The following is a 20112-nucleotide window of genomic DNA, read 5'->3' on the forward strand; positions in this document are numbered from 1 at the left end:
ATGAGCCACGGCGGCCCGATGTCCCACCCCGGGGCTAGGTTTGCAGCATGGATCGGGGTGACGCGTCGTGAGCATGCACGGCGGGATGCGCGGCGGCGGCGGTGGTGGCGGTCGCGGTGGCGGCCGGATCTCCAGCGGCGACTTCGAAGCGCAGAAGGCCGCCAACGCCGAGGCGCCCAAGATCCCGAACCTCCTCAAGCGCATCGCCGGGCTGTTCGTGCCGCACCGGAACGCGATCATCCTGACCGTCGTGCTGGTGCTGATCGGCGCCGCGATCTCCGTCGTCCCGCCGCTCCTCACCCAGCGAGCGTTCGACGAGGGCCTCTTCCCGAAGGGCGGCGGCGGGCCCGACCTGCCCGTGCTGTACGTCCTCGTCGGTGCCATGGTGGTGCTCTGGATCGCGAGCGCGGGGATCGGCGTCTGGCAGACGTACCTCACCGCGACGGTCGGCAACAAGGTCATGGGCGCGATGCGCATGCGGTTGTTCGGACACCTCCAGCGCATGGAGCTCGCGTTCTTCACCCGCACGAAGACCGGTGTCATCCAGTCCCGCCTGCAGAACGACGTCGGTGGCGTGGCGAGCGTGCTCAACAACACGATCTCGTCGATCCTCGGCAACACGGTGACGGTGATCGCCGCCGTCGTTGCGATGCTGCTCCTCAGCTGGCAGATGACCCTCGTCGCGGTCGTCCTGCTGCCCCTCCTCGTGATCGCGCAGCGACGGGTCGGCCAGGTCCGCGCCAAGATCGCCGCGCAGACGCAGGAGTCGCTGTCGGACATGACCGCGATCACGCAGGAGGCGCTGAGCGTCTCCGGCATCCTGCTCGCGAAGAGCTTCAACCAGCAGCGTGCGGAGACGCAGCGGTACGGCAACGAGAACCGCAACCAGATCCGCCTGCAGGTCCGTCAGCAGATGTCCGGTCAGTGGTTCTTCGCGATCGTGTCGATCTTCCTGTCGATCATCCCAGCGATCATCTACGTCGTCGCCGCGTACCTCATCATCGGCGACGTGCCGATCACGGCCGGCACGATCGTGGCCTTCACCACCGTGCAGTCCCGGCTGCTGTTCCCGACCGTCGGTCTGCTCCGGGTCGTCCTCGACCTGCAGACCTCCGGCGCGCTGTTCGCCCGCATCTTCGAGTACCTGGACCTCAAGCCCGCGATCACGGACCCACCCACGGCGAAGCCCGTCGACGAGTCCCGGGTGGGGCACGTCGCCTTCGACGACGTGACGTTCACCTACCCGGACGGCGAGGCGGACAAGCCGACCCTCCGCGGGGTGTCGTTCGAGCTCCAGCCCGGTCAGTTCGCCGCGTTCGTGGGGCCGTCGGGTGCGGGGAAGACGACCGTGTCGTACCTCGTGCCCCGGCTGTACGAGGCGACCGCCGGCTCGGTCCGGTTCGCCGGGCAGGACGTCCGCGAGCTGGCGCACGAGGACCTCATGCGCCACGTCGGCATCGTCAGCCAGGAGACCTACCTCTTCCACGCCACCATCGGCGACAACCTGCGCTACGCCAAGCCGGACGCGACCGACGACGAGATCGAGCAGGCCGCGCGCGCGGCGAACATCCACGAGACGATCGCCTCGTTCCCGGACGGCTACGAGACGGTCGTCGGGGAGCGCGGCTACCGGCTGTCCGGCGGCGAGAAGCAGCGGATCGCGATCGCGCGGGTGCTGCTCAAGGACCCACCGGTACTCGTGCTCGACGAGGCGACGAGCGCCCTCGACTCGATCTCCGAGCGCGTCGTGCAGACGGCGCTCGACAACGCCGCGGCGGGCCGGACGACGATCTCGATCGCGCACCGGCTCTCGACGATCCGCGACGCCGACGTCATCTTCGTGCTCGACCACGGCCGGATCGTCGAGCAGGGTACGCACGAGGAGCTCCTCGAACGGGACGGCACCTACGCGATGCTGCACCACCAGCAGAACGCCCCCGCCGACGCCGTCGGCAGCTGACGCACGAAGCGAGCGCGCACCAGGCGAGCGCGCACCAGCCGAGCGCGCACCAGGCGCACCGCAGGCGGGACGGGAGGCGCGGTGCGGGCCCGCACCGCGCCTCCCGTCCGTCGCCGGGTCGCGACCACGGCAGTTTCCGGCCGACCCGACGGACACGAACGATGCTCGTGTGGTAGCTGTGAAGGAACCACACGCAAGCGCACCGTGCCCCTGAGCGGAGTCCGAAGTGACAGCTGTCCCACCGACGTCCGACCCCATCCCGCCGACGGGCCCGATCGCCCCCGATGCACCACGCGTCGTCGAGGACGCGCCCCGCAAGAAGGGGAAGTTCCGCGCGTTCCTCACGAGCGGCTCCCTCGACATCCAGTCCAAGCTCCTCGTGATGCTCCTCGCGGTGAGCATCGTGGCGGCGCTGGTCGTGGGTGTCGTCGGCTACCTGAACGGCCGGAGCTCGCTCGAGGCCGCGGCGTTCAACCAGGTGACCTCGCTGCGCGAGGCGAGGATCACCGAACTGCAGCGCTCGTTCGGCCAGTTCACCCAGACGGTCGTCGCGCAGACCCGCAACGAGAGCGTCATCGGCGCGACGAAGGCGTTCGAGTCGGGGTGGGACGACCTGCAGTCGCGGCCGGTGTCCGACGACGACCACACGAAGGTCGAGGACTGGTACCGGGACTCCTTCGTCCCGCAGCTCGACGACCGCAACGGCGGCACCGCCAACCCGGACCAGTTCGCGCCGACCGAGGACCCGCAGGCCTACCTGCAGGCGCGGTACACTGCGCCGTTCACCGACTACGACAAGGCCATCGACCAGGACGACGCCGGTGACGGCAGTGCGTGGTCGGCGGCGCACGCCGAGTACCAGCCGTACTTCAAGCAGGCGGTCGAGGCCGCCGGGTACGAGGACCTCCTGCTCATGAACACCGACGGGGACGTCGTGTACTCGGCGTACTCCGGCGCGGACCTCGGCACGAACCTCGAGAGCGGGCCCTACCGCGAGTCGAACCTCGCGACCGGGTACCAGCAGGCACTGCAGCTGACGAGCTCGGACGACTTCGTGGTGACGGACTTCGCGCGGTACGTGCCGAGCCTCAACGTCCCGACGCTCTGGGTGATGTCGCCGGTGGGGGAGGACGGCAAGATCATCGGGGTGATGGCCGTCCAGGTGCCGGTCGACCTCATCACGCAGGTCATGACGGGCAACGAGCAGTGGAAGGACGACGGCCTCGGGGACACCGGGGAGTCGTACCTCGTCGGTGCCGACCACCTCATGCGGTCGTACCCGCGCCAGCTCATCGAGCACCCGAAGCAGTACCAGCGCGACGTCGTCGCTGCCGGGACGGCGCCGTCGACGGCGGCCCGCCAGGTCGCGGTGAAGGGCTCCGTGCTCCTGCAGGAGGTGAACACCACCCCGGTGACACGGGCGCTGCAGGGGAAGTCCGGCACCGTGATCTCGACGGACTACCGCGGGAAGGAAGTGCTCGCGGCGTACGCGCCGCTCGAGGTCGACGGGCTCCGGTGGGTCGTCGTCGCGCAGATGGACACCGCCGAGGCGTTCGCCCCGGTGAACGACTTCGCCCGGAACATCGGCCTCGCGCTCGTCGGGATCATCGTCCTCGTCAGCCTGCTGTCCCTGCTGCTGGCCCAGGTGTTCGTCCGGCCGATCCGGCGGTTGCAGACGGCGGTGAACCGGGTGTCGTCCGGCGACCTCGGCGTCGAGGTGCAGACGAAGGCCGGCGACGAGATCGGCGACCTCGGACTCGCGTTCAACGACATGAGCCGCAGCCTGCAGGTGAAGCAGGACCTGCTCGACGAGCAGCGGCGGCAGAACGACACCCTGCTGCTGACGCTCATGCCGGAGGAGGTCGCCCGTCGCTACAAGCAGGGCGACGAGACGATCGCGGCCGACCACCAGGACGTCGCCGTCGTCTACGCGGACATCATCGGGTTCGACGAGTTCGCCGCCGGCCTCACCGCCGAGGAGTCCCTGTCCCTCGTCAACGACGTCTGGCGCTCCCTCGACGAGGCGGCCACCCGCCACGGCGTCGAGCGGGTGCGCACGACCCGGAGCGGGTACCTCGCCAGCTGCGGTCTGAGCGTGCCGCGCGTGGACAACGTCCGCCGCGTCGTCGACTGGGCGGAGGAGGCGCAGGGCGTGCTCGAGCGCTTCAACGCGCAGCACGGGTCGAAGATCGGCCTGCGCGCCGGCATCGACACCGGCCAGGTCACGAGCGGGCTCGTCGGCCGCTCGAGCATCGTCTACGACATGTGGGGCGACGCCGTCAGCCTGGCCTACCGGGTGCAGGGGATCGCCCCGGCGCCCGGTGTGTACGCGACGCAGCGCGTGGTCGACAAGCTCGGCGACCGCGGGGGCGTGCAGGACGCCGGCGAGGTGCAGACGCAGGCCGGCCCGCAGCGGGTCTGGAAGCTCGAGCGCACCGGAGCGGCGTCGTGACCGCGTTCTGGGAGCAGCCGTGGTTCTGGCCGGCGATCAGCGTCATCGTCGGCCTGCCGCTGCTGCTGCTCGTCCTGACCGAGCTGCAGTCGAACCTCGAGCGGCGCGGCAACTCGCTGCACAAGGTGGTCGGACTGCTGCGGAACGCCGTGGTGCCGATCATCGCGATCCTCGTCCTGTCCGTCCAGGTCACCGACGCGGTCGACCCGGGCAAGCCCGTGGTGAACCAGATCATCGGCACCGTGCTCGGGTTCCTCGTGATCGTGTTCGTCCTGAACGGGCTGAACATCGTCTTGTTCACGAACGCCCGGAAGGGCACCTGGCGCGAGAAGATCCCGTCGATCTTCGTGGACATCGCCCGCATCGTGCTCATCGCGCTCGGGCTGGCGCTGGTGTTCAAGATCGTCTGGGGTGCGGACGTCGGCGGGATCTTCACCGCGCTCGGTGTCGGCTCGCTCGTCATCGGCCTCGCGCTGCAGTCCGCCGTCGGTCCGGTGATCGCCGGGCTGTTCCTGCTGTTCGAGCAGCCGTTCCGGCTGGGGGACTGGCTCGACGCTGGTGGCGTGCGCGGCCGGGTGGTCGAGGTGAACTGGCGGTCGGTGCACATCGACACGGGCGCCGGGATCCTCATCATGCCGAACTCCTCGTTGGCGGGGGCGTCGTTCACGAACCTCAGCCGGACAGGAGGCACGTTCCCGGTCGCCACGGACGTCACGTTCACGACGGACGACCCTCCGGCAGCGGTGGTCGCCCTGCTGCAGCGGGTCGCGTCCGGCCTGCCCCAGCGGTACCCCGGCACGCAGCCGGTGGCGGTGCCGACCGGCGGATCGTCGTACACCGTGTCCTTCGAGGTGCGCGGACCGTCGCAGGAGGGCGACGCGCTCGCCCAGTTCCGGATGTGGCTCTGGTACGCGGCCCGGCGCGCAGGGCTCGGCCTCGACGGCGACACGACCGACGACTTCGTCACCGACGAGCGTCGGGACGCCGCCCTGGCGTCGATCGCGCCCACGCTGTACCTGACGGGCGACGACGGGGCCGCGCTGGCACCGCTCGTCCGGCTCGAGCGGTACGCCGCCGGCGAGACGATCGTCACGGCCGGCACGGTGCCGGACGCGGTCCGGTTCGTCCTGTCCGGCAGCGTCGACCTGCGCGTCCCGTTCGAGGACGCCGAGTTGCCGGCGACCCGCGTCGAGACCGGCGACTACCTCGGGCAGACGGCGTTGACCCGGGAGGCGCTGCTCACCACCGCCGTCGCGCTCACCGAGGTCGCGGTGCTGGTCGTGCCCGCCACCGCGCTCGACCAGATCGTGCGCGGCACGCCGGCGCTCGCCCGGGACATGGGGGAGGTCATCGACCGCCGCCGGCAGGAGGTCTCCGCGGCGGTGTCCGCCCACGTCGCATCCCAGCGGAAGACGGTGTCCGCCGCCTAGACTCGACCGCGTGCGTTACGCGAACTCCGTGGTCGACCTCGTCGGCGACACCCCGCTCGTCAAGCTCAACCGGGTGACCGAGGGGGTGCGCGCGACCGTCCTCGTGAAGGTCGAGTACCTCAACCCCGGTGGGTCGTCGAAGGACCGGATCGCCACCAGGATCATCGACGCGGCCGAGGCCTCCGGCGACCTGGGCCCCGGCGGCACCATCGTCGAGCCGACCTCCGGCAACACCGGCGTCGGCCTCGCGCTCGTCGCCCAGCAGCGCGGCTACCGGTGCGTGTTCGTCCTGCCGGACAAGGTCGGCGAGGACAAGCGGAACGTGCTCACCGCGTACGGCGCCCAGATCGTCGTCACGCCGACGGCCGTCCCGCCCGAGCACCCGGAGTCGTACTACTCGGTGTCCGACCGGCTGGTGCGCGAGATCCCCGGCGCCTACAAGCCGAACCAGTACGCCAACCCGAACGGCCCGCGCAGCCACTACGAGACCACCGGTCCGGAGATCTGGCGCGACACCGAGCAGCGCATCACGCACTTCGTCGCGGGCGTGGGCACCGGCGGCACGATCTCCGGCACCGGACGCTTCCTGAAGGAGGCGTCCGACGGGCGGGTCCGCATCGTCGGTGCCGACCCCGAGGGCTCCGTCTACTCGGGCGGCACCGGTCGCCCCTACCTGGTCGAGGGCGTCGGCGAGGACTTCTGGCCGACCGCGTACGACCCCGGGGTCCCCGACGAGATCATCGCCGTGTCGGACGCCGACTCGTTCGCGATGACCCGTCGGCTCGCCCGCGAAGAGGGCCTGCTCGTCGGTGGCTCGAGCGGCATGGCGGTCGTCGCCGCGCTCCGCGCCGCCCGCGACCTCACCGAGGACGACGTGGTCGTGGTGCTCCTGCCGGACGGCGGCCGCGGCTACCTCGGCAAGATCTTCAACGACCGGTGGATGCGCTCCTACGGCTTCGCCGAGACCGACGACGAGCGCACCGTGGGGTCGCTCATCGCGGGCAAGGACGGCCGGCTGCCCGACCTCGTCCACGCCCACCCGGCGGACACCGTGCGCGAGGTCGTCGACATCATGACGAAGTACGGCGTCTCGCAGATGCCCGTGCTCAGCGCCGAGCCGCCCGTCGTCATCGGCGAGGTCGTCGGCGCGGTGGCGGAGAAGGACCTGCTCGAGCAGGTCTTCACCGGCGCCGCGAAGATGACGGACGCGCTGTCCGGGTTCGTGGGCGACCCGCTCCCGCTCATCGGCGTCGGCGAGTCGGTCTCGTCGGCGCGCCGTGCGCTCGAGTCGGCGGACGCCCTGCTCGTCGTCGAGGACGGCAAGCCCGTCACCGTGCTGACCCGCCACGACCTGCTCGCCTACCTGTCCGAGTGACCCGCGTCCCGCGTGACGCCCCCGACCCAACGAGGAACGAAGCCCGCATGACCGAGTTCAGCACCCGCGCCGTCCACGCCGGCCAGGAGCCCGACGGCCCCACCGGCGCCGTCATCCCCCCGATCCACCTCACGTCGACGTACGTGCAGGACGGTGTCGGCGGCATGCGGAACGGCTACGAGTACTCCCGCGCCGGCAACCCGACGCGCGACTCGCTGCAGACCCTCCTGGCGGACCTCGACGGCGGCGTCGCAGCGTACTCGTTCGCGTCCGGGCTCGCCGCCGAGGACGCCCTGCTGCGCGCCACGCTCGTCCCCGGTGCCCGCGTGGTGATGGGCAACGACGTGTACGGCGGGACGCACCGCCTGGTCAGCCGGTTGCACGTGCCGTGGGGCGTCGAGCTCGTGGTCGTGGACATGAGCGACACCGACCGCGTCCGTGCCGCGCTCGAGGGTGCTCCGGCGCAGACCGTCCTCTGGGTCGAGACCCCGACGAACCCGCTCATGAAGATCGCCGACATCGCCGCGCTCGCCGAGATCGGCCACGCGGCCGGTGCCGTGGTCGTCGTCGACAACACCTTCGCGTCGCCGTACCTGCAGCAGCCGCTGTCGCTCGGCGCCGACGTCGTCGTGTACTCGACGACGAAGTACCTCGGCGGCCACTCCGACGTCGTCGGCGGCGCCGTGGTGCTCGCCGACGAGGAGCTCGCCGCGAAGGTGCAGTTCCTGCAGTTCGGCGCCGGGGCGATCTCGTCGCCGTTCGACGCGTTCCTCACCACGCGCGGCATCAAGACCCTCGCGGTCCGGATGGAGCGGCACTCGCGGAACGCCCAGGCGGTGGCCGAGGCACTCGTCGGTGCGCCGGGTGTCGAGCGCGTGTACTACCCGGGGCTCGTGGAGCACCCCGGCCACGACGTCGCGGCACGCCAGATGCGCGGCTTCGGGGGCATGCTCTCGGTCGCGCTGAGCGGTGGGCCCGAGGCGGCGCGCCGTTTCGCGGAGTCGACCGAGGTGTTCGCGCTCGCCGAGTCGCTCGGCGGGGTCGAGTCGCTCATCGGGTACCCGTCCGAGATGACGCACGCGTCGGTGAAGGGCACGGAGCTGGCGGTGCCGGAGAACGTCGTGCGCCTGTCCGTCGGCATCGAGGACGCCGGCGACCTCGTGGCGGACCTGCAGCAGGCGCTCGCGCGCTGACCCGCTCGACGCCGGTGGCGGGCACGACCTCGGCGGCCCGCCCGGCGTCGGTGGGCGGCCCTACGATGATCGGGTGAGCACCGCGGCGACGAGGACCAGTCTGTTCAGCGGACCGTACGCCCTCGCCACCGTCGGCATGGTCGCGATCGTCGCGGTCGCGGCGTTCCAGAACCTGGCGATGACCACCGTCATGCCGGAGATCAGCCGCGACCTCGACGGCGAGACCCTCTACGCGCTGGCCTTCGCCGCACCCCTGGCGGCCGGTGTGCCGGGCATGGTCCTCGCGGGCAACTGGACCGACCGCGCAGGTGGACGCATCGTGGCGTGGGTGTCGGCCGGTCTCTTCGCCGTCGGCACCGCCGTCGTCATGCTGGCCCCGACGATGGAGGTCTTCCTCGTCGGCCGGCTCGTCGAGGGCTTCGGTGCCGGCGCGATCGACGTCGTGCTCTACGTCCTCGTCGCCCGGATCTTCCCCGCCGACCTGCACGGCCCGGTGTTCGCCGGGTTCGCCGCCGCGTGGGTGGTGCCGGCGCTCGTCGGTCCGGCGCTCGCAGGCATCGTCACCGACGTCTGGAACTGGCACTGGGTGTTCGCGGGTGCACTCGTCATCGCGGTCGGCGCGTTCTCGCTGCTCGTCCCGACCCTCGGCCGGCTGCACCCACCCGCACCCGAGCTCCGTCCGGCGTGGCAGCGGTCCCGGATCGGCTGGTCGGTCGCCGCCGCGGTGGCGATCCTGCTGCTCAACGTCGCCCCGGACCTCGGCGCGTGGGCGCGGGTCGCCGCCGTGCTCATCGGCCTCGTCGGGACGTGGTTCGCACTCCGCCCGCTGCTGCCCGCCGGCACCTTCCGCGCCGCCCCCGGGCTGCCGTCGGTGATCCTGCTGCGGGGGCTCGTCGCCGCCTCGTTCTTCGGCAGCGAGGCGTACGTGCCGTTCCTGCTGCAGGCGAAGGACGGCCTGTCCGCCTCGGCGGCGGGGCTCGCGCTGACGGTCGCGGCGCTCAGCTGGGCCGGGTCGAGCTGGCTGCACGGACGCCTGGGCGAGGAACGGCTCACCGCGACCCGGACCTTCGCGATCGGGCTCGCGCTCGTGCTCGTCAGCCTGCTCACGGCGCTGACGGTCGCCACGTTCGGCCTGCCGTGGTGGCTGCTCGTCGTCGGGTGGTTCGTCGGCGGCGCGGGCATGGGGGCGATCTACCCGCGGACCTCGATGCTGACGCTGCGCTTCTCCGGCGAGGGCGACGACGGGTTCGCGAGCTCGGCCCTGACCATCGCCGACGCCTCGGGCAGCGTGATCGGGCTCGCCGTCACCGGGCTGCTGTTCATCGGGACGGGCGGTGCCGACGCCGCGGTGTCGTTCCCGCTCGTGTTCGGCGGCATGACCCTGATCGCGGTCCTCGCCGTCGCCGCGGTCCGTCGGCTCGGCCCCGTCCCGGCACCGTCCGTCGTCGCGGTGGGCGGGTAGCGTGGCGGTCGTGCTCCTCCGCGTCGTCACCGCCACCGTCGTCATCGGTGCGGCCCTCGCCCTGGCCGGCTGCCAGGGCACGACGTCGGCCGCGCCCACGCCGGTGCAGAGCACGGACCTGACCAGCTCCGACGGCGGGTTCGACCGGCACGCGGTCATCGGCGTGGTCCTCGAACCCGGGCAGGACACGCTCGGCGCAGACCTGCGGGCCGGACTGACCGACGCCGGCTTCGCCCCGGACGTCCGCGTCGCACCGGCCGACGGGTCCGCCGCCGCGCAGCGCACCGCGGTGGACCAGCTCGTGCGCACGGGCGCGAAGGCGTTGCTCGTGCGGGCGGTCGACGCCTCGGCGCTGACCGGGGTCATCCAGACGGCGCACGACGCCGGTGTCGTCGTGGTGTCGCTGGGGGACCCGCTGCCGACGAGCGGCACGGGTGGCGACGGCGTCTCCGCGGACTACCGGGTGCCGGCCGGCGACGACCAGGCCGACCTCGTCAGCGGGGCCGTCGACGTGGTCGAGTCGCTCCAGCGCGGCGAGAAGCCCACGACCGACTGACGTCCGTCGGGCAGGGCGGTCAGCGCCACCACGACGGGAACGACAGCACGATCGTGTCGACCAGTGCCTTCCGCGACCGTCGCGGTCCGGCGAGCCAGGCCTCGATCGCGCCGACGAAGCCCTGCGCCACGAACCCCGCGGCGACGTCGTCGAGGAGTTCCGGCCGGTGCTCGCGCTCGAGCGTCCGGATGTGCTGCTCGCTCGACACCGTGAAGTGCTCCACGAGGAGACGGTGCAGCGACGCATCGTTCGGGTCCGGCAGCGCCTTGCCGTAGATCTCGCGGTGCGCGACGACGTGCTCGACGACGGCGTTGATGCCGCGTCGGGTGATCGTCGCGAACTCGTCGACGCCGGCACCCCGGGCGAACGCCGCGCGTCGGACCTCGGCGTCGTCCTCGCGGATGCGGTCGAGCTCCGGTGTGAGGACGTCGGCGAGCAACGACCCGGGGGAGACCGCGTGCGAGTAGAACGTGGCGCGGTTGATGCCGGCCGCCCGGGTGACGTCGGCGACCGTGATCTCGGACACCGGCCGGTCGGCGGCCAGTCGCAGGATGGCCTCGCGCAGGGCAGCGGTCGTGTGCAGGATGCGGGCATCCACCATGACGCCACCCCCTTCTGATCCGGTTCCGTCCCGCCGGTGTTCCGGCGGAACGGGCGGGACGACGTCCGCCGGCGGTCGACCGGCGGCGAGCAGTCCGACGGTACCGCATGTGCCGCGTCCGAGCGGGGCGGGAGCCGTGGCAACACGCGGGAGAACGCCCCGGACTGCTGCGGTGGTGCTCGGGGGACCCGTAGGATGGTTCCGCGGACGAATCGATTCGATCGACGCCGCGATCACCTCCCCACCCCTCACCGTCGAAGGACTCCTGCTCGTGACCGCGCCCGCCACCACCGGTTCGCTCCGTGTCGTCCTGCACCCGGGAGACGCGCTCTCCCGCCGGCAGCGACTCGTCTACGTCTTCGTCCTGGGCGCCCTCACCGCGCTCGGACCGTTCACGATCGACCTCTACCTGCCGGCGTTCCCGTCGCTCAAGGACGAGTTCGGCATCACCGACGGGGCGGTGCAGCTCACGCTCACCGCGACGACGCTCGGCTTCGCGGCCGGACAGCTGCTGGTCGGCCCGTGGAGCGACAAGGTCGGTCGCCGGCTCCCGCTCATCATCGCGACGAGCCTGCACGTCGCAGCGTCACTCGGAGCCGCACTGGCGCCGAACGTCGAGGTGCTGGCGCTCTTCCGCGTCCTGCAGGGCATGGGTGCAGCGGCCGGTGGCGTCGTGGCGATGGCGACGGTGCGCGACCTGTTCGGCGGCAAGCCGCTCGTGCGGATGCTGTCCCGCCTCGCGATGGTGAACGGCCTGGCGCCCATCCTCGCCCCGCTCATCGGCTCGCAGATGCTCCGGTTCGTGAGCTGGCACGGGATCTTCGTCTTCCTCGCCTGCTACGGCGCCGCTGTCGTGCTCGCCGCGGTCCTGCTCATCGTCGAGACGCTCCCGCCGGCACGTCGGCACGAGGCCGGGCACTCCACCATCGGTCAGCGGTACCGGGCGCTCTTCTCCGACCGCGTCTTCGTCGGGGTCGCGCTCATCGGGGCGATGGTCTTCAGCGGGCTCTTCTCGTACCTCAGCGCGTCACCGTTCCTGTTCCAGGGCCTGTACGGGCTCGACGCGCAGCAGTACGGCCTGCTGTTCGCGGTGAACTCGGTCGGCGTCGTCGTCGGCGTGCAGGTCTCCGCGCGGTTGGCGCAGCGCGTCGGACCGCAGTGGATCCTCGCGTGCTCGACCGCGACCCTGTTCCTCGCCGCCGTCGCGATCATGGTGCTCGACCAGCTCGGCGCCGGACTCGTCGGGGTGCTCGTGCCGCTCTGGTTCTTCATCGCCGCGTGCGGCTTCTCGTTCCCGCTCGTCCAGGTGATCGGACTCGCCGCCCACGGCAAGGAGGCCGGCACCGCCGCCTCGCTCCTCGGCGCGCTGAACTTCGGCGTGGCGGGGATCATCTCGCCCGTGGTCGGGTGGATCGGCATCACCACGGCGACCCCGATGGCAGTGGTGATGGCGTGCACGTCGGCCGTCGCGATCGTGCTGCTCTGGGCGGTCGTCCGACCGAGGACGGTCCCGGCGCTCACGCACTGACCGTCGCACGGTGCCACGGCACGCGCCGGACAGGAGCGTCCGGCCGTTCGTATGCTGTGGACATGAGCGACGTGGTGGCGCAGGCACGGGCAGCGGCCGAGGCAGCGAAGCAGGCGGCCGACGAGGCCCGGCGCCTCGCGGACGAGGCGGTGCAGCGGGCGGAGGAACTCGCCGCCGCGGTGGCGCAGGGCCAGGAGGCGCGGCTCGAGCCCGACGCGGAGCCGGCGGTCGTCGACGCCCCGGCCCCGGCGGTGGACGCGAGCGCCCCGGCGGGCGAGCCGACGTCGACGACCGGCACCGTGCCTCCCGAGCCGACCACCACCGAGGGGCCGCTCGGCGCGGACGCCGTCGCGGCGATCCGCGCCGGCTACGAGGTCGAGGGCAGCGCGCTGCAGCTCGGTGCCCTCGTGAACGGTGCCGCGGTGCCCGACGTGCAGGTCCGGATCCCGCTCGGCATGCTCAACCGACACGGTCTCGTCGCGGGCGCGACCGGCACGGGCAAGACGCGCACGCTGCAGGTCCTCGCCGAGCAGATCGCCGCGAACGGGGTGCCCGTCTTCGCCGCCGACATCAAGGGCGACCTGTCCGGGCTGGCGGTCGCGGGCACGCCGAACGACAAGCTCCTCGCGCGCACCGCCGGGATCGGCCAGGAGTGGCGCGCGGTGGCGAGCGAGGCGGAGCTCTACTCGCTCGGCGGGCAGGGGACCGGCGTGCCGATCCGTGCGACCGTGTCCGGGTTCGGACCGCTCCTGCTGTCGAAGGTGCTCGGGCTGAACGACACGCAGGAGTCCTCCCTCGGGCTCGTGTTCCACTACGCGGAGCGGGCCGGGCTGCCGCTCGTCGACCTGTCCGACCTACGGAGCGTGCTGACCTTCCTCGTGAGCGACCAGGGCAAGGCGGAGCTCGCCGAGCTCGGCGGGCTGTCGAAGCAGACCGCCGGGGTGATCCTCCGCGAGCTGATCACCTTCGCCGACAAGGGCGCCGACCAGTTCTTCGGCGAGACGGAGATCGACACGACCGTGTTCCTCCGCACCGCCGCCGACGGCCGGGGGATCGTCAGCCTGCTCGAGGTACCCGGCGTGCAGGACCAGCCCGAGGTCTTCTCGACGTTCCTGATGTGGCTCCTCGCCGACCTCTTCAACGAGCTCCCCGAGGTGGGCGACCAGGACAAGCCGAAGCTCGTGTTCTTCTTCGACGAGGCGCACCTTCTCTTCAGCGGGGCGTCGGCGGACTTCCTCGAGCAGATCGTCCGCACGGTCCGGCTCATCCGTTCGAAGGGCGTCGGGATCTTCTTCGTCACGCAGACCCCGAAGGACGTCCCGAACGACGTGCTCGCCCAGCTCGGCTCGCGGATCCAGCACCAGCTGCGGGCGCACACCCCGGACGACGCGAAGGCGCTGCGGGCGACGGTGTCGACCTACCCGACGAGCGACTACGACCTCGGGGAGGTGCTGACCTCGCTCGCCACCGGTGAGGCGATCGTCACCGTGATGAACGAGAAGGGCGCGCCGACGCCGGTGGCCTGGACGCGCCTCCGTGCCCCCGAGGGCTCGATGGACCCGATGCCCGCGGCCGAGATGACGGCGCGGGTGCAGGCATCGCCGCTCCTGCCCACCTACGGCACGCGGCTCGATCCCGACTCGGCGTACGAGATGCTCGCCCGCCGGATGGAGGCTGCCGCTGCGGACGCGGCTGCCGCGGACGCCGAGAAGGCCGCTGCGACCGCTGCCGCCGAGGCGGAGAAGGAGGCGGCCCGCGCCGCTGCCGCCGCGGCGAAGGAGGCCGCGGCGAAGGAGAAGACCGAGGCGCGCGAACGGGCCGCGGCACAGAAGGAGTACGAGCGGGCGCAGCGGGAGTTCGAGCGAGCCGAACGGGCGGCCGATGCGCGGCGGTCGGGGCGCACGTCGTCCCGGACGACGACGTCACGGAAGGCGGACGACCCGCTGTCGGACCTGCTCGGGTCCGGGCTGGGCAGGACGATCGCCAAGGAGGTCGTGCAGGGGATCTTCTCGACCCTGCGCCGGCGTCGCTGAGGGGTCAGCCGAGGAGGCCGGTGGTCTCGACCACGAGCAGCCCGGCGACCGCGAGGACCGCCACCGCACCGACGGCGACGTACGCCCCGCGCTGCTCGTACCAGGACCGGCTCGCCGGGTAGCGCCGCACGAACTCGCGGATCGACATCGGCCGGGTCTCGTCGGTGACCTGCACGCCGAGGGCGTCCACGATGCTGTCGATGCCGGCGTCGCTCCAGGTGTCGGCGCGGAGGCGGAACAGGTGGGCGCCGGCGGCGTCGAGCGCGATGAGCTCGCGCGTCGTGCGCTCGACCGCGCTGCCGTACGTGGTGGCGAGGACCAGGCTGTGGACGCGGTCGCGGTCCACCCGACGGTTCTGCGTGAGGACGCCGCGCACCGTGATCGCCACCGGGTCGATGCCGATGAACGCGGTGCCCAGGCGCACGAAGACGACGGCGACGGCGGCCGCGAGCAGGATGACCGCACCCGTGACGACCGGCCAGAGGCGCATCGGGAGGGAGACCCAGACGAGGGCGACGGCGAGGGGGACGGCCGAGAACACGACGCTCAGGATCGTCGAGCGCACGAGCGAGCGACGCGGCCGGAGGACCACGTCGTACACGGTCGCGCTCGGCCGAGCTGCTGCCGGCGCCGTCAGGTCCCCCACGTGGACTCCTCGTCCCTCGGGTGCCCGGGCAGCGTTCGACGCTCGCCCGGGGAGCGCGCCCCTGCCGCTCCGTGCACCGTGTCCGACCCGTCCCGGGGCCGTCCTTTGGGTCAGTCTAGGCGACCCACGGGTATCGGGGACAGCCCGTTCCACCCCTCGGCATCGTTTCCCGGCCAGTCCATGGCGAACGGGGTTCGGCGGGGTCCGCCGGGTGGGGGACCGTCCTGTCCGGAGTGCGCCGGAGTGCACCGGAGTGCACCGGAGTGCTCCGGACGACGAACGCCCCGGGAACCGATCGGTTCCCGGGGCGTTCCGTGCTCTGGCGGAGAATGGGGGATTCGAACCCCCGAGGGCTTGCACCCAACACGCTTTCCAAGCGTGCGCCATAGGCCACTAGGCGAATTCTCCTGGCGCCGTCTTCCGACGACGACACCCAATGGTACAGGTTCTCCGGAGTGCTCACGACCGCGTGTCGGAAGTGCCGGGGCTCCCAGATGTCGTGCCGTGTGCGCCGACTACCCTGGACGCGTGTCGACCCGCATCTACATCACGTCAGCAGAAGGACACACGGGCAAGAGCACCGTCGCCCTCGGTGTCCTCGAGACCCTCGCACGCTCGGTCGGACGGGTCGGGGTGTTCCGACCGGTCGCCCGCTCCGTCGACGAGCCGGACTACGTGCTCGAGCTCTTGCTGCAGCACACCGCGGTCGGCATCTCCTACGACGACGCGGTCGGCGTCACCTACGACGACGTGCACGCCGACCCGGACGCGGCGCTCGCGACGATCGTCACCCGCTTCGCCCAGGTCGAGCGGCAGTGCGACGCGGTCGTGGTGCTCGGATCGGACTACACCGACGTCGGCAGCCCGACGGAGCTGTCGTTCAACGCCAAGGTCGCGGTCAACCTGGGCGCTCCGGTGCTGCTCGTGCTCGGTGGCCGCGACGCCGCCGAACGCGGTGCCCGCACCCCTGAGGACATGGCCCAGGTCGCCGACGTCACGACGAGCGAGCTCCGCGCCGCGCACGCCCAGCTGTTCGGCATCGTCGTGAACCGCGCCGACCCCGACGCCCTGCCGTCGGTCGTGTCGAGCGTCCGGCAGGCCGTCAGCGACGACCACCCCGACCTGCCCGTGTGGGCCATCCCCGAGGACCGCGTCCTCGTCGCCCCGACCGTCCGCGCCCTGCTCGAGGCCACCGGGGCGACCCTGGTGCGCGGCGACGAAGCGCTGCTCGACCGCGAGGCCCTCGGCACCGTCGTCGCCGGCATGAGCATGGAGAACGTCCTGCCGCGCCTGATCGAGGGCGGGATCGTCGTCGTCCCGGGGGACCGCAGCGACGTCCTCATCGCGACGCTCCTCGCGAACCAGTCCGAGACGTTCCCGAGCCTCGCCGGGGTGATCCTCAACGGCGGGTTCGAGACGGCACCGCAGATCTCCCGCCTGCTCGAGGGGCTGTCGAGCTCGCTGCCGATCGCGCAGAACGACCTCGGCACCTACGACACCGCGCTCCGCATCACCCAGACCCGCGGACGGCTCGCGGCGGACTCGCCCCGCAAGGCCGACCTCGCGCTCGCGCTGTTCGAGCAGCACGTCGACGCCGACGCCCTCCGCGACCGCCTGCAGCTCACGCCCTCCGGGGTCGTGACGCCGCTCATGTTCGAGCACGGACTGCTCGACCGGGCCCGCGGGTACGGCAAGCGCATCGTCCTGCCCGAGGGCGAGGACGACCGCATCCTCCGCGCCGCGTCCACGCTCCTGCAGCGTCAGGTGTGCGAGCTCACGATCCTCGGCGACCCCGCCGCGATCCGGACCCGGGCGACCGAGCTCGGCCTCGACCTGGACGCCGCGCAGCTCGTCTCCCCGTTCGACCCCGAGCTCCGCGAGCGCTTCGCCGAGGAGTACACCCGCCTCCGGGCGCACAAGGGCATGTCGATCGAGCTCGCCCGCGACACCGTGACCGACGTGTCCTACTTCGGCACGATGATGGTGCAGCTCGGGCTCGCCGACGGCATGGTCTCCGGCGCGAAGCACACCACGGCGCACACGATCCGGCCGTCGTTCGAGATCATCAAGACCCGGCCGGACACCTCGATCGTGTCGAGCGTCTTCCTGATGGCCCTCGCCGACCGGGTCCTCGTCTACGGCGACTGCGCGGTCATCCCCGACCCGACGAGCGAGCAGCTCGCGGACATCGCGATCTCGTCCGCCGAGACCGCGACGCAGTTCGGCATCGACCCGCGCGTGGCGATGCTCAGCTACTCGACGGGCGACAGCGGCTCGGGAGCGGACGTCGACAAGGTCCGCGCCGGCACCGCCTTCGTGCGCGAGCGCCGCCCGGACCTGCTCGTCGAGGGGCCGATCCAGTACGACGCCGCCGCCGACCCGACGGTCGCGTCGACGAAGATGCCGGACTCGCCCGTCGCGGGTCGCGCCACGGTGTTCATCTTCCCCGACCTCAACACGGGCAACAACACGTACAAGGCCGTGCAGCGCTCGGCCGGTGCCGTGGCGATCGGCCCGGTCCTGCAAGGCCTGCGCAAGCCGATCAACGACCTCTCCCGCGGTGCGCTCGTCGGCGACATCGTCAACACCGTCGCGATCACCGCGATCCAGGCCGGCACCGCGACCGACGCGGGCTGACCCGCGCGACCCGCACCGCGCCTCCCGTCCGACCGAGAAAGTGACCCATCCCGTGACCGCAGCCCTCGTCGTGAACTCCGGATCGAGTTCGTTCAAGTACCAGCTCATCGAGCTCGAGGGGGAGCGCACGCTCGCCTCCGGGCTCGTCGAACGCATCGGCGAGTCGACTGGGGCGTGGAAGCACACCAACGCGCTCACGGGGGAGTCCTCGTCGAACGACTCGACCCCGGTGGCCGACCACGCGGCCGGCTTCCAGGCCATGATCGACGCCTTCGCGAAGGTCGGGCCGTCCTTCGACGAGCACCCGCCCGCCGTGGTCGGCCACCGTGTCGTGCACGGCGGCACCACCTTCGACCGGGCCACCGTGGTGACGGACGAGGTCGAGCGGCAGATCGAGGAGCTGAACAGCCTCGCGCCGCTGCACAACCCGGCGAACCTCGAGGGGATCCGCGCCGCGAAGCAGGTCTTCTCGGACGTGCCGCAGGTCGCCGTGTTCGACACCGCGTTCCACCAGACGATGCCGCCGCACGCCTACACGTACGCGATCCCGGCCGACCTCGCCGCGAAGTACGCGATCCGCCGCTACGGCATGCACGGGACGAGCCACAAGTACGTGTCCGAGCAGGCGGCAGAGTTCCTCGGCCGTCCGCTCGCCGAGCTCAAGACGATCGTGCTGCACCTCGGCAACGGGGCGTCCGCCGCGGCGATCGACGGTGGACGCTCGATCGAGACCTCGATGGGGCTCACCCCGCTCGAGGGCCTCGTGATGGGGACCCGCTCCGGAGACCTCGACCCCGCGGTCCTCATCCACCTCCACCGCGAGGCCGGGCTCTCCTTCGACGAGCTCGACACCATGCTCAACAAGGAGTCCGGGCTGCTCGGCCTGACCGGCAACGGGGACATGCGCGACGTGCAGGACGCGGCGCTGCACGGCGACGAGGTCGCCGAGGCGGCGCTCGCCGTGTACCGGCACCGGATCCGTCGGTACGTCGGCGCCTACACGGCGCAGCTCGGCGGGCTGGACGCGGTGGTCTTCACCGCGGGCGTCGGCGAGAACAACGCGCTGCTGCGCCGGCGCGTGCTCGCCGGGCTCGAGCACCTGGGCATCGAGATCGATGCGGACCGCAACGAGTTGGCATCTCGGGAGGCGCGGCTCATCTCCACGGACACGTCGCGCGTCGCGGTGCTCGTGATCCCGACGAACGAGGAACTGGAGATCGCCCGGCAGTCGGCTGCGGTCGCGCTCTGACGCGCGGCGCGGCGCGGCGCGGGCGCCGCGCGGCGGGCGCTTGCGACGGGCACGGCGCCGCGATCGAACCACGAATCCGACGTCGAACCACCGTCGTCGCCCGGTTCGATGTCGGATCCGTGGTTCGACGCCGCTGCCGTCGGCGGGCGTCAGCCGAGCGACGCGACCGCCGCGGGGATCGGGGTGTCGCCGCTCGTGACCTCGAACTGCACGCCGACCGCGGTGTCGTCGAGGAGCGCGTGGAGCACCACCGCCGCGACGTCCGAGCGTGGGATCGTGCCGCGGGGGACCGTGGCGCCGACGTCGACCGTGCCCTGGGGCGGCGTGTCGAGCAGGCCCCCGGGTCGGACGATCGTCCACCGGAGGCTCCGCGCCCGCAGGTTCGCGTCCGCCTCGGCCTTCGCGCGGAGGTACACCTGGAAGACGTCGGCCTCGGACCGGGCGGGCACGACCGCACGCTCCGGGTCGTACGAGTCCGCCGCCATCGCCGAGATCATCACGTAGCGGCGGATGCCGGCGCGCTCGGCCGCGTCCGCCAGGAGGATCGCCCCGTCCCGGTCGACCGAGAGCTTCCGCTCGGCGCCGCTCCCCGGACCGGCCCCTGCGGCGAACACCACCGCGTCGACCCCGCGCAGCCGGAGCCCGAGTTCGTCGTCGTCGAGCTGCTCGAGGTCCGCGACGATCGCCCGTCCGCCCTGCTGCTCCACGTCGGTGACGTGCGCGGGGTTGCGGACGATGGCGACGGCGTCGTGGCCGGCGTCGGTGATCTGGCGGGCGAGGAGGAGGGCGATCTGGCCGTGGCCTCCGGCGATGGCGATCTTCATGTGTCCGATCTTGCCCGTCGCGTCCGGTAGACTTCTCGGCGGCTCCTCACGTGACGCCATCCAGGCCAACTCCCCCAGGGCGGAAACGCAGCAAGGGTAACCGGGCTCTGGCGGGTGCGTGAGGAGTCTTTTCGTGCGCCCGGTGTCTCTTTCGTAACGGGTTGCG

General features: G+C 71.9%; 14 protein-coding genes, 1 tRNA gene and 1 other RNA gene. 12 read left to right on the forward strand and 4 right to left on the reverse strand.

Features of this window, described 5'->3' with window-relative positions; translation table 11 throughout:
- Window positions 1–73 precede the first annotated feature (73 nt).
- From BM028_RS10435 to BM028_RS10465, 7 genes are all read left to right on the forward strand, one after another.
- Window positions 74–1960: an ABC transporter ATP-binding protein gene (locus BM028_RS10435; protein WP_254789540.1), complete on the forward strand. Its 1887-nt coding sequence runs from the start codon at window positions 74–76 to the stop codon at window positions 1958–1960.
- A gap of 226 nt (window positions 1961–2186) precedes the next feature.
- Window positions 2187–4412 (forward strand): adenylate/guanylate cyclase domain-containing protein, encoded by a 2226-nt coding sequence (locus tag BM028_RS10440; RefSeq protein ID WP_092386381.1) that lies wholly within the window; start codon window positions 2187–2189, stop codon window positions 4410–4412.
- On the forward strand, window positions 4409–5842 hold the full coding sequence (locus BM028_RS10445; protein WP_070418391.1) for a mechanosensitive ion channel domain-containing protein: 1434 nt from the start codon (window positions 4409–4411) through the stop codon (window positions 5840–5842). Before BM028_RS10440 ends, BM028_RS10445 begins: the two co-directional genes overlap by 4 nt.
- Before the next feature lie 10 nt (window positions 5843–5852).
- Window positions 5853–7217: a cystathionine beta-synthase gene (locus BM028_RS10450; protein WP_092386383.1), complete on the forward strand. Its 1365-nt coding sequence runs from the start codon at window positions 5853–5855 to the stop codon at window positions 7215–7217.
- A gap of 47 nt (window positions 7218–7264) precedes the next feature.
- A complete protein-coding gene (locus BM028_RS10455; RefSeq protein ID WP_092386385.1) occupies window positions 7265–8410 on the forward strand; it encodes a cystathionine gamma-synthase in 1146 nt (381 codons plus the stop codon).
- A 73-nt stretch (window positions 8411–8483) separates the two neighbouring features.
- Entirely contained in the window at window positions 8484–9872 is a 1389-nt protein-coding gene (locus BM028_RS10460) for an MFS transporter (RefSeq protein WP_092386387.1), read from the forward strand.
- A gap of 10 nt (window positions 9873–9882) precedes the next feature.
- Window positions 9883–10428, forward strand: coding sequence for a substrate-binding domain-containing protein (locus BM028_RS10465; RefSeq protein ID WP_175496048.1), 546 nt, complete (start codon window positions 9883–9885; stop codon window positions 10426–10428).
- A 19-nt stretch (window positions 10429–10447) separates the two neighbouring features.
- Here BM028_RS10465 and BM028_RS10470 read toward each other — a convergent pair whose 3' ends face one another.
- Window positions 10448–11029: a TetR/AcrR family transcriptional regulator gene (locus tag BM028_RS10470; protein ID WP_070418395.1), complete on the reverse strand. Its 582-nt coding sequence runs from the start codon at window positions 11027–11029 to the stop codon at window positions 10448–10450.
- A gap of 271 nt (window positions 11030–11300) precedes the next feature.
- Between BM028_RS10470 and BM028_RS10475 the strand changes: the two genes are divergently transcribed.
- Together BM028_RS10475 and BM028_RS10480 are read left to right on the forward strand one after the other, a co-directional pair.
- Window positions 11301–12557 (forward strand): multidrug effflux MFS transporter, encoded by a 1257-nt coding sequence (locus BM028_RS10475; RefSeq protein WP_070419497.1) that lies wholly within the window; start codon window positions 11301–11303, stop codon window positions 12555–12557.
- 62 nt (window positions 12558–12619) lie between these two features.
- Complete coding sequence (locus BM028_RS10480) at window positions 12620–14590, forward strand: helicase HerA-like domain-containing protein (RefSeq protein WP_092386661.1); 1971 nt, start codon at window positions 12620–12622, stop codon at window positions 14588–14590.
- 4 nt (window positions 14591–14594) lie between these two features.
- On the opposite strand, the gene BM028_RS10485 is transcribed toward BM028_RS10480, so the two are convergent.
- Together BM028_RS10485 and BM028_RS10490 are read right to left on the reverse strand one after the other, a co-directional pair.
- On the reverse strand, window positions 14595–15236 hold the full coding sequence (locus BM028_RS10485; protein ID WP_070418396.1) for a hypothetical protein: 642 nt from the start codon (window positions 15234–15236) through the stop codon (window positions 14595–14597).
- Window positions 15237–15556: 320 nt separating this feature from the next.
- A tRNA-Ser gene (locus BM028_RS10490) sits at window positions 15557–15644 on the reverse strand.
- A gap of 120 nt (window positions 15645–15764) precedes the next feature.
- Here BM028_RS10490 and pta point away from each other — a divergent pair.
- On the forward strand, window positions 15765–17873 hold the full coding sequence (gene pta, locus BM028_RS10495) for a phosphate acetyltransferase (RefSeq protein WP_071302617.1): 2109 nt from the start codon (window positions 15765–15767) through the stop codon (window positions 17871–17873).
- 52 nt (window positions 17874–17925) lie between these two features.
- Window positions 17926–19122, forward strand: a complete 1197-nt coding sequence (locus BM028_RS10500; protein ID WP_092386391.1) for an acetate/propionate family kinase — start codon at window positions 17926–17928, stop codon at window positions 19120–19122.
- A gap of 149 nt (window positions 19123–19271) precedes the next feature.
- On the opposite strand, the gene BM028_RS10505 is transcribed toward BM028_RS10500, so the two are convergent.
- A complete protein-coding gene (locus BM028_RS10505) occupies window positions 19272–19946 on the reverse strand; it encodes an SDR family oxidoreductase (protein WP_071302619.1) in 675 nt (224 codons plus the stop codon).
- 37 nt (window positions 19947–19983) lie between these two features.
- On the opposite strand from BM028_RS10505, the gene ffs reads away from it, so the two are divergent.
- Window positions 19984–20080, forward strand: an RNA gene (gene ffs, locus BM028_RS10510) — signal recognition particle sRNA small type.
- Window positions 20081–20112 lie beyond the last annotated feature (32 nt).

The organism is Curtobacterium sp. YR515 (assembly GCF_900113095.1).
Classification (GTDB): domain Bacteria; phylum Actinomycetota; class Actinomycetes; order Actinomycetales; family Microbacteriaceae; genus Curtobacterium.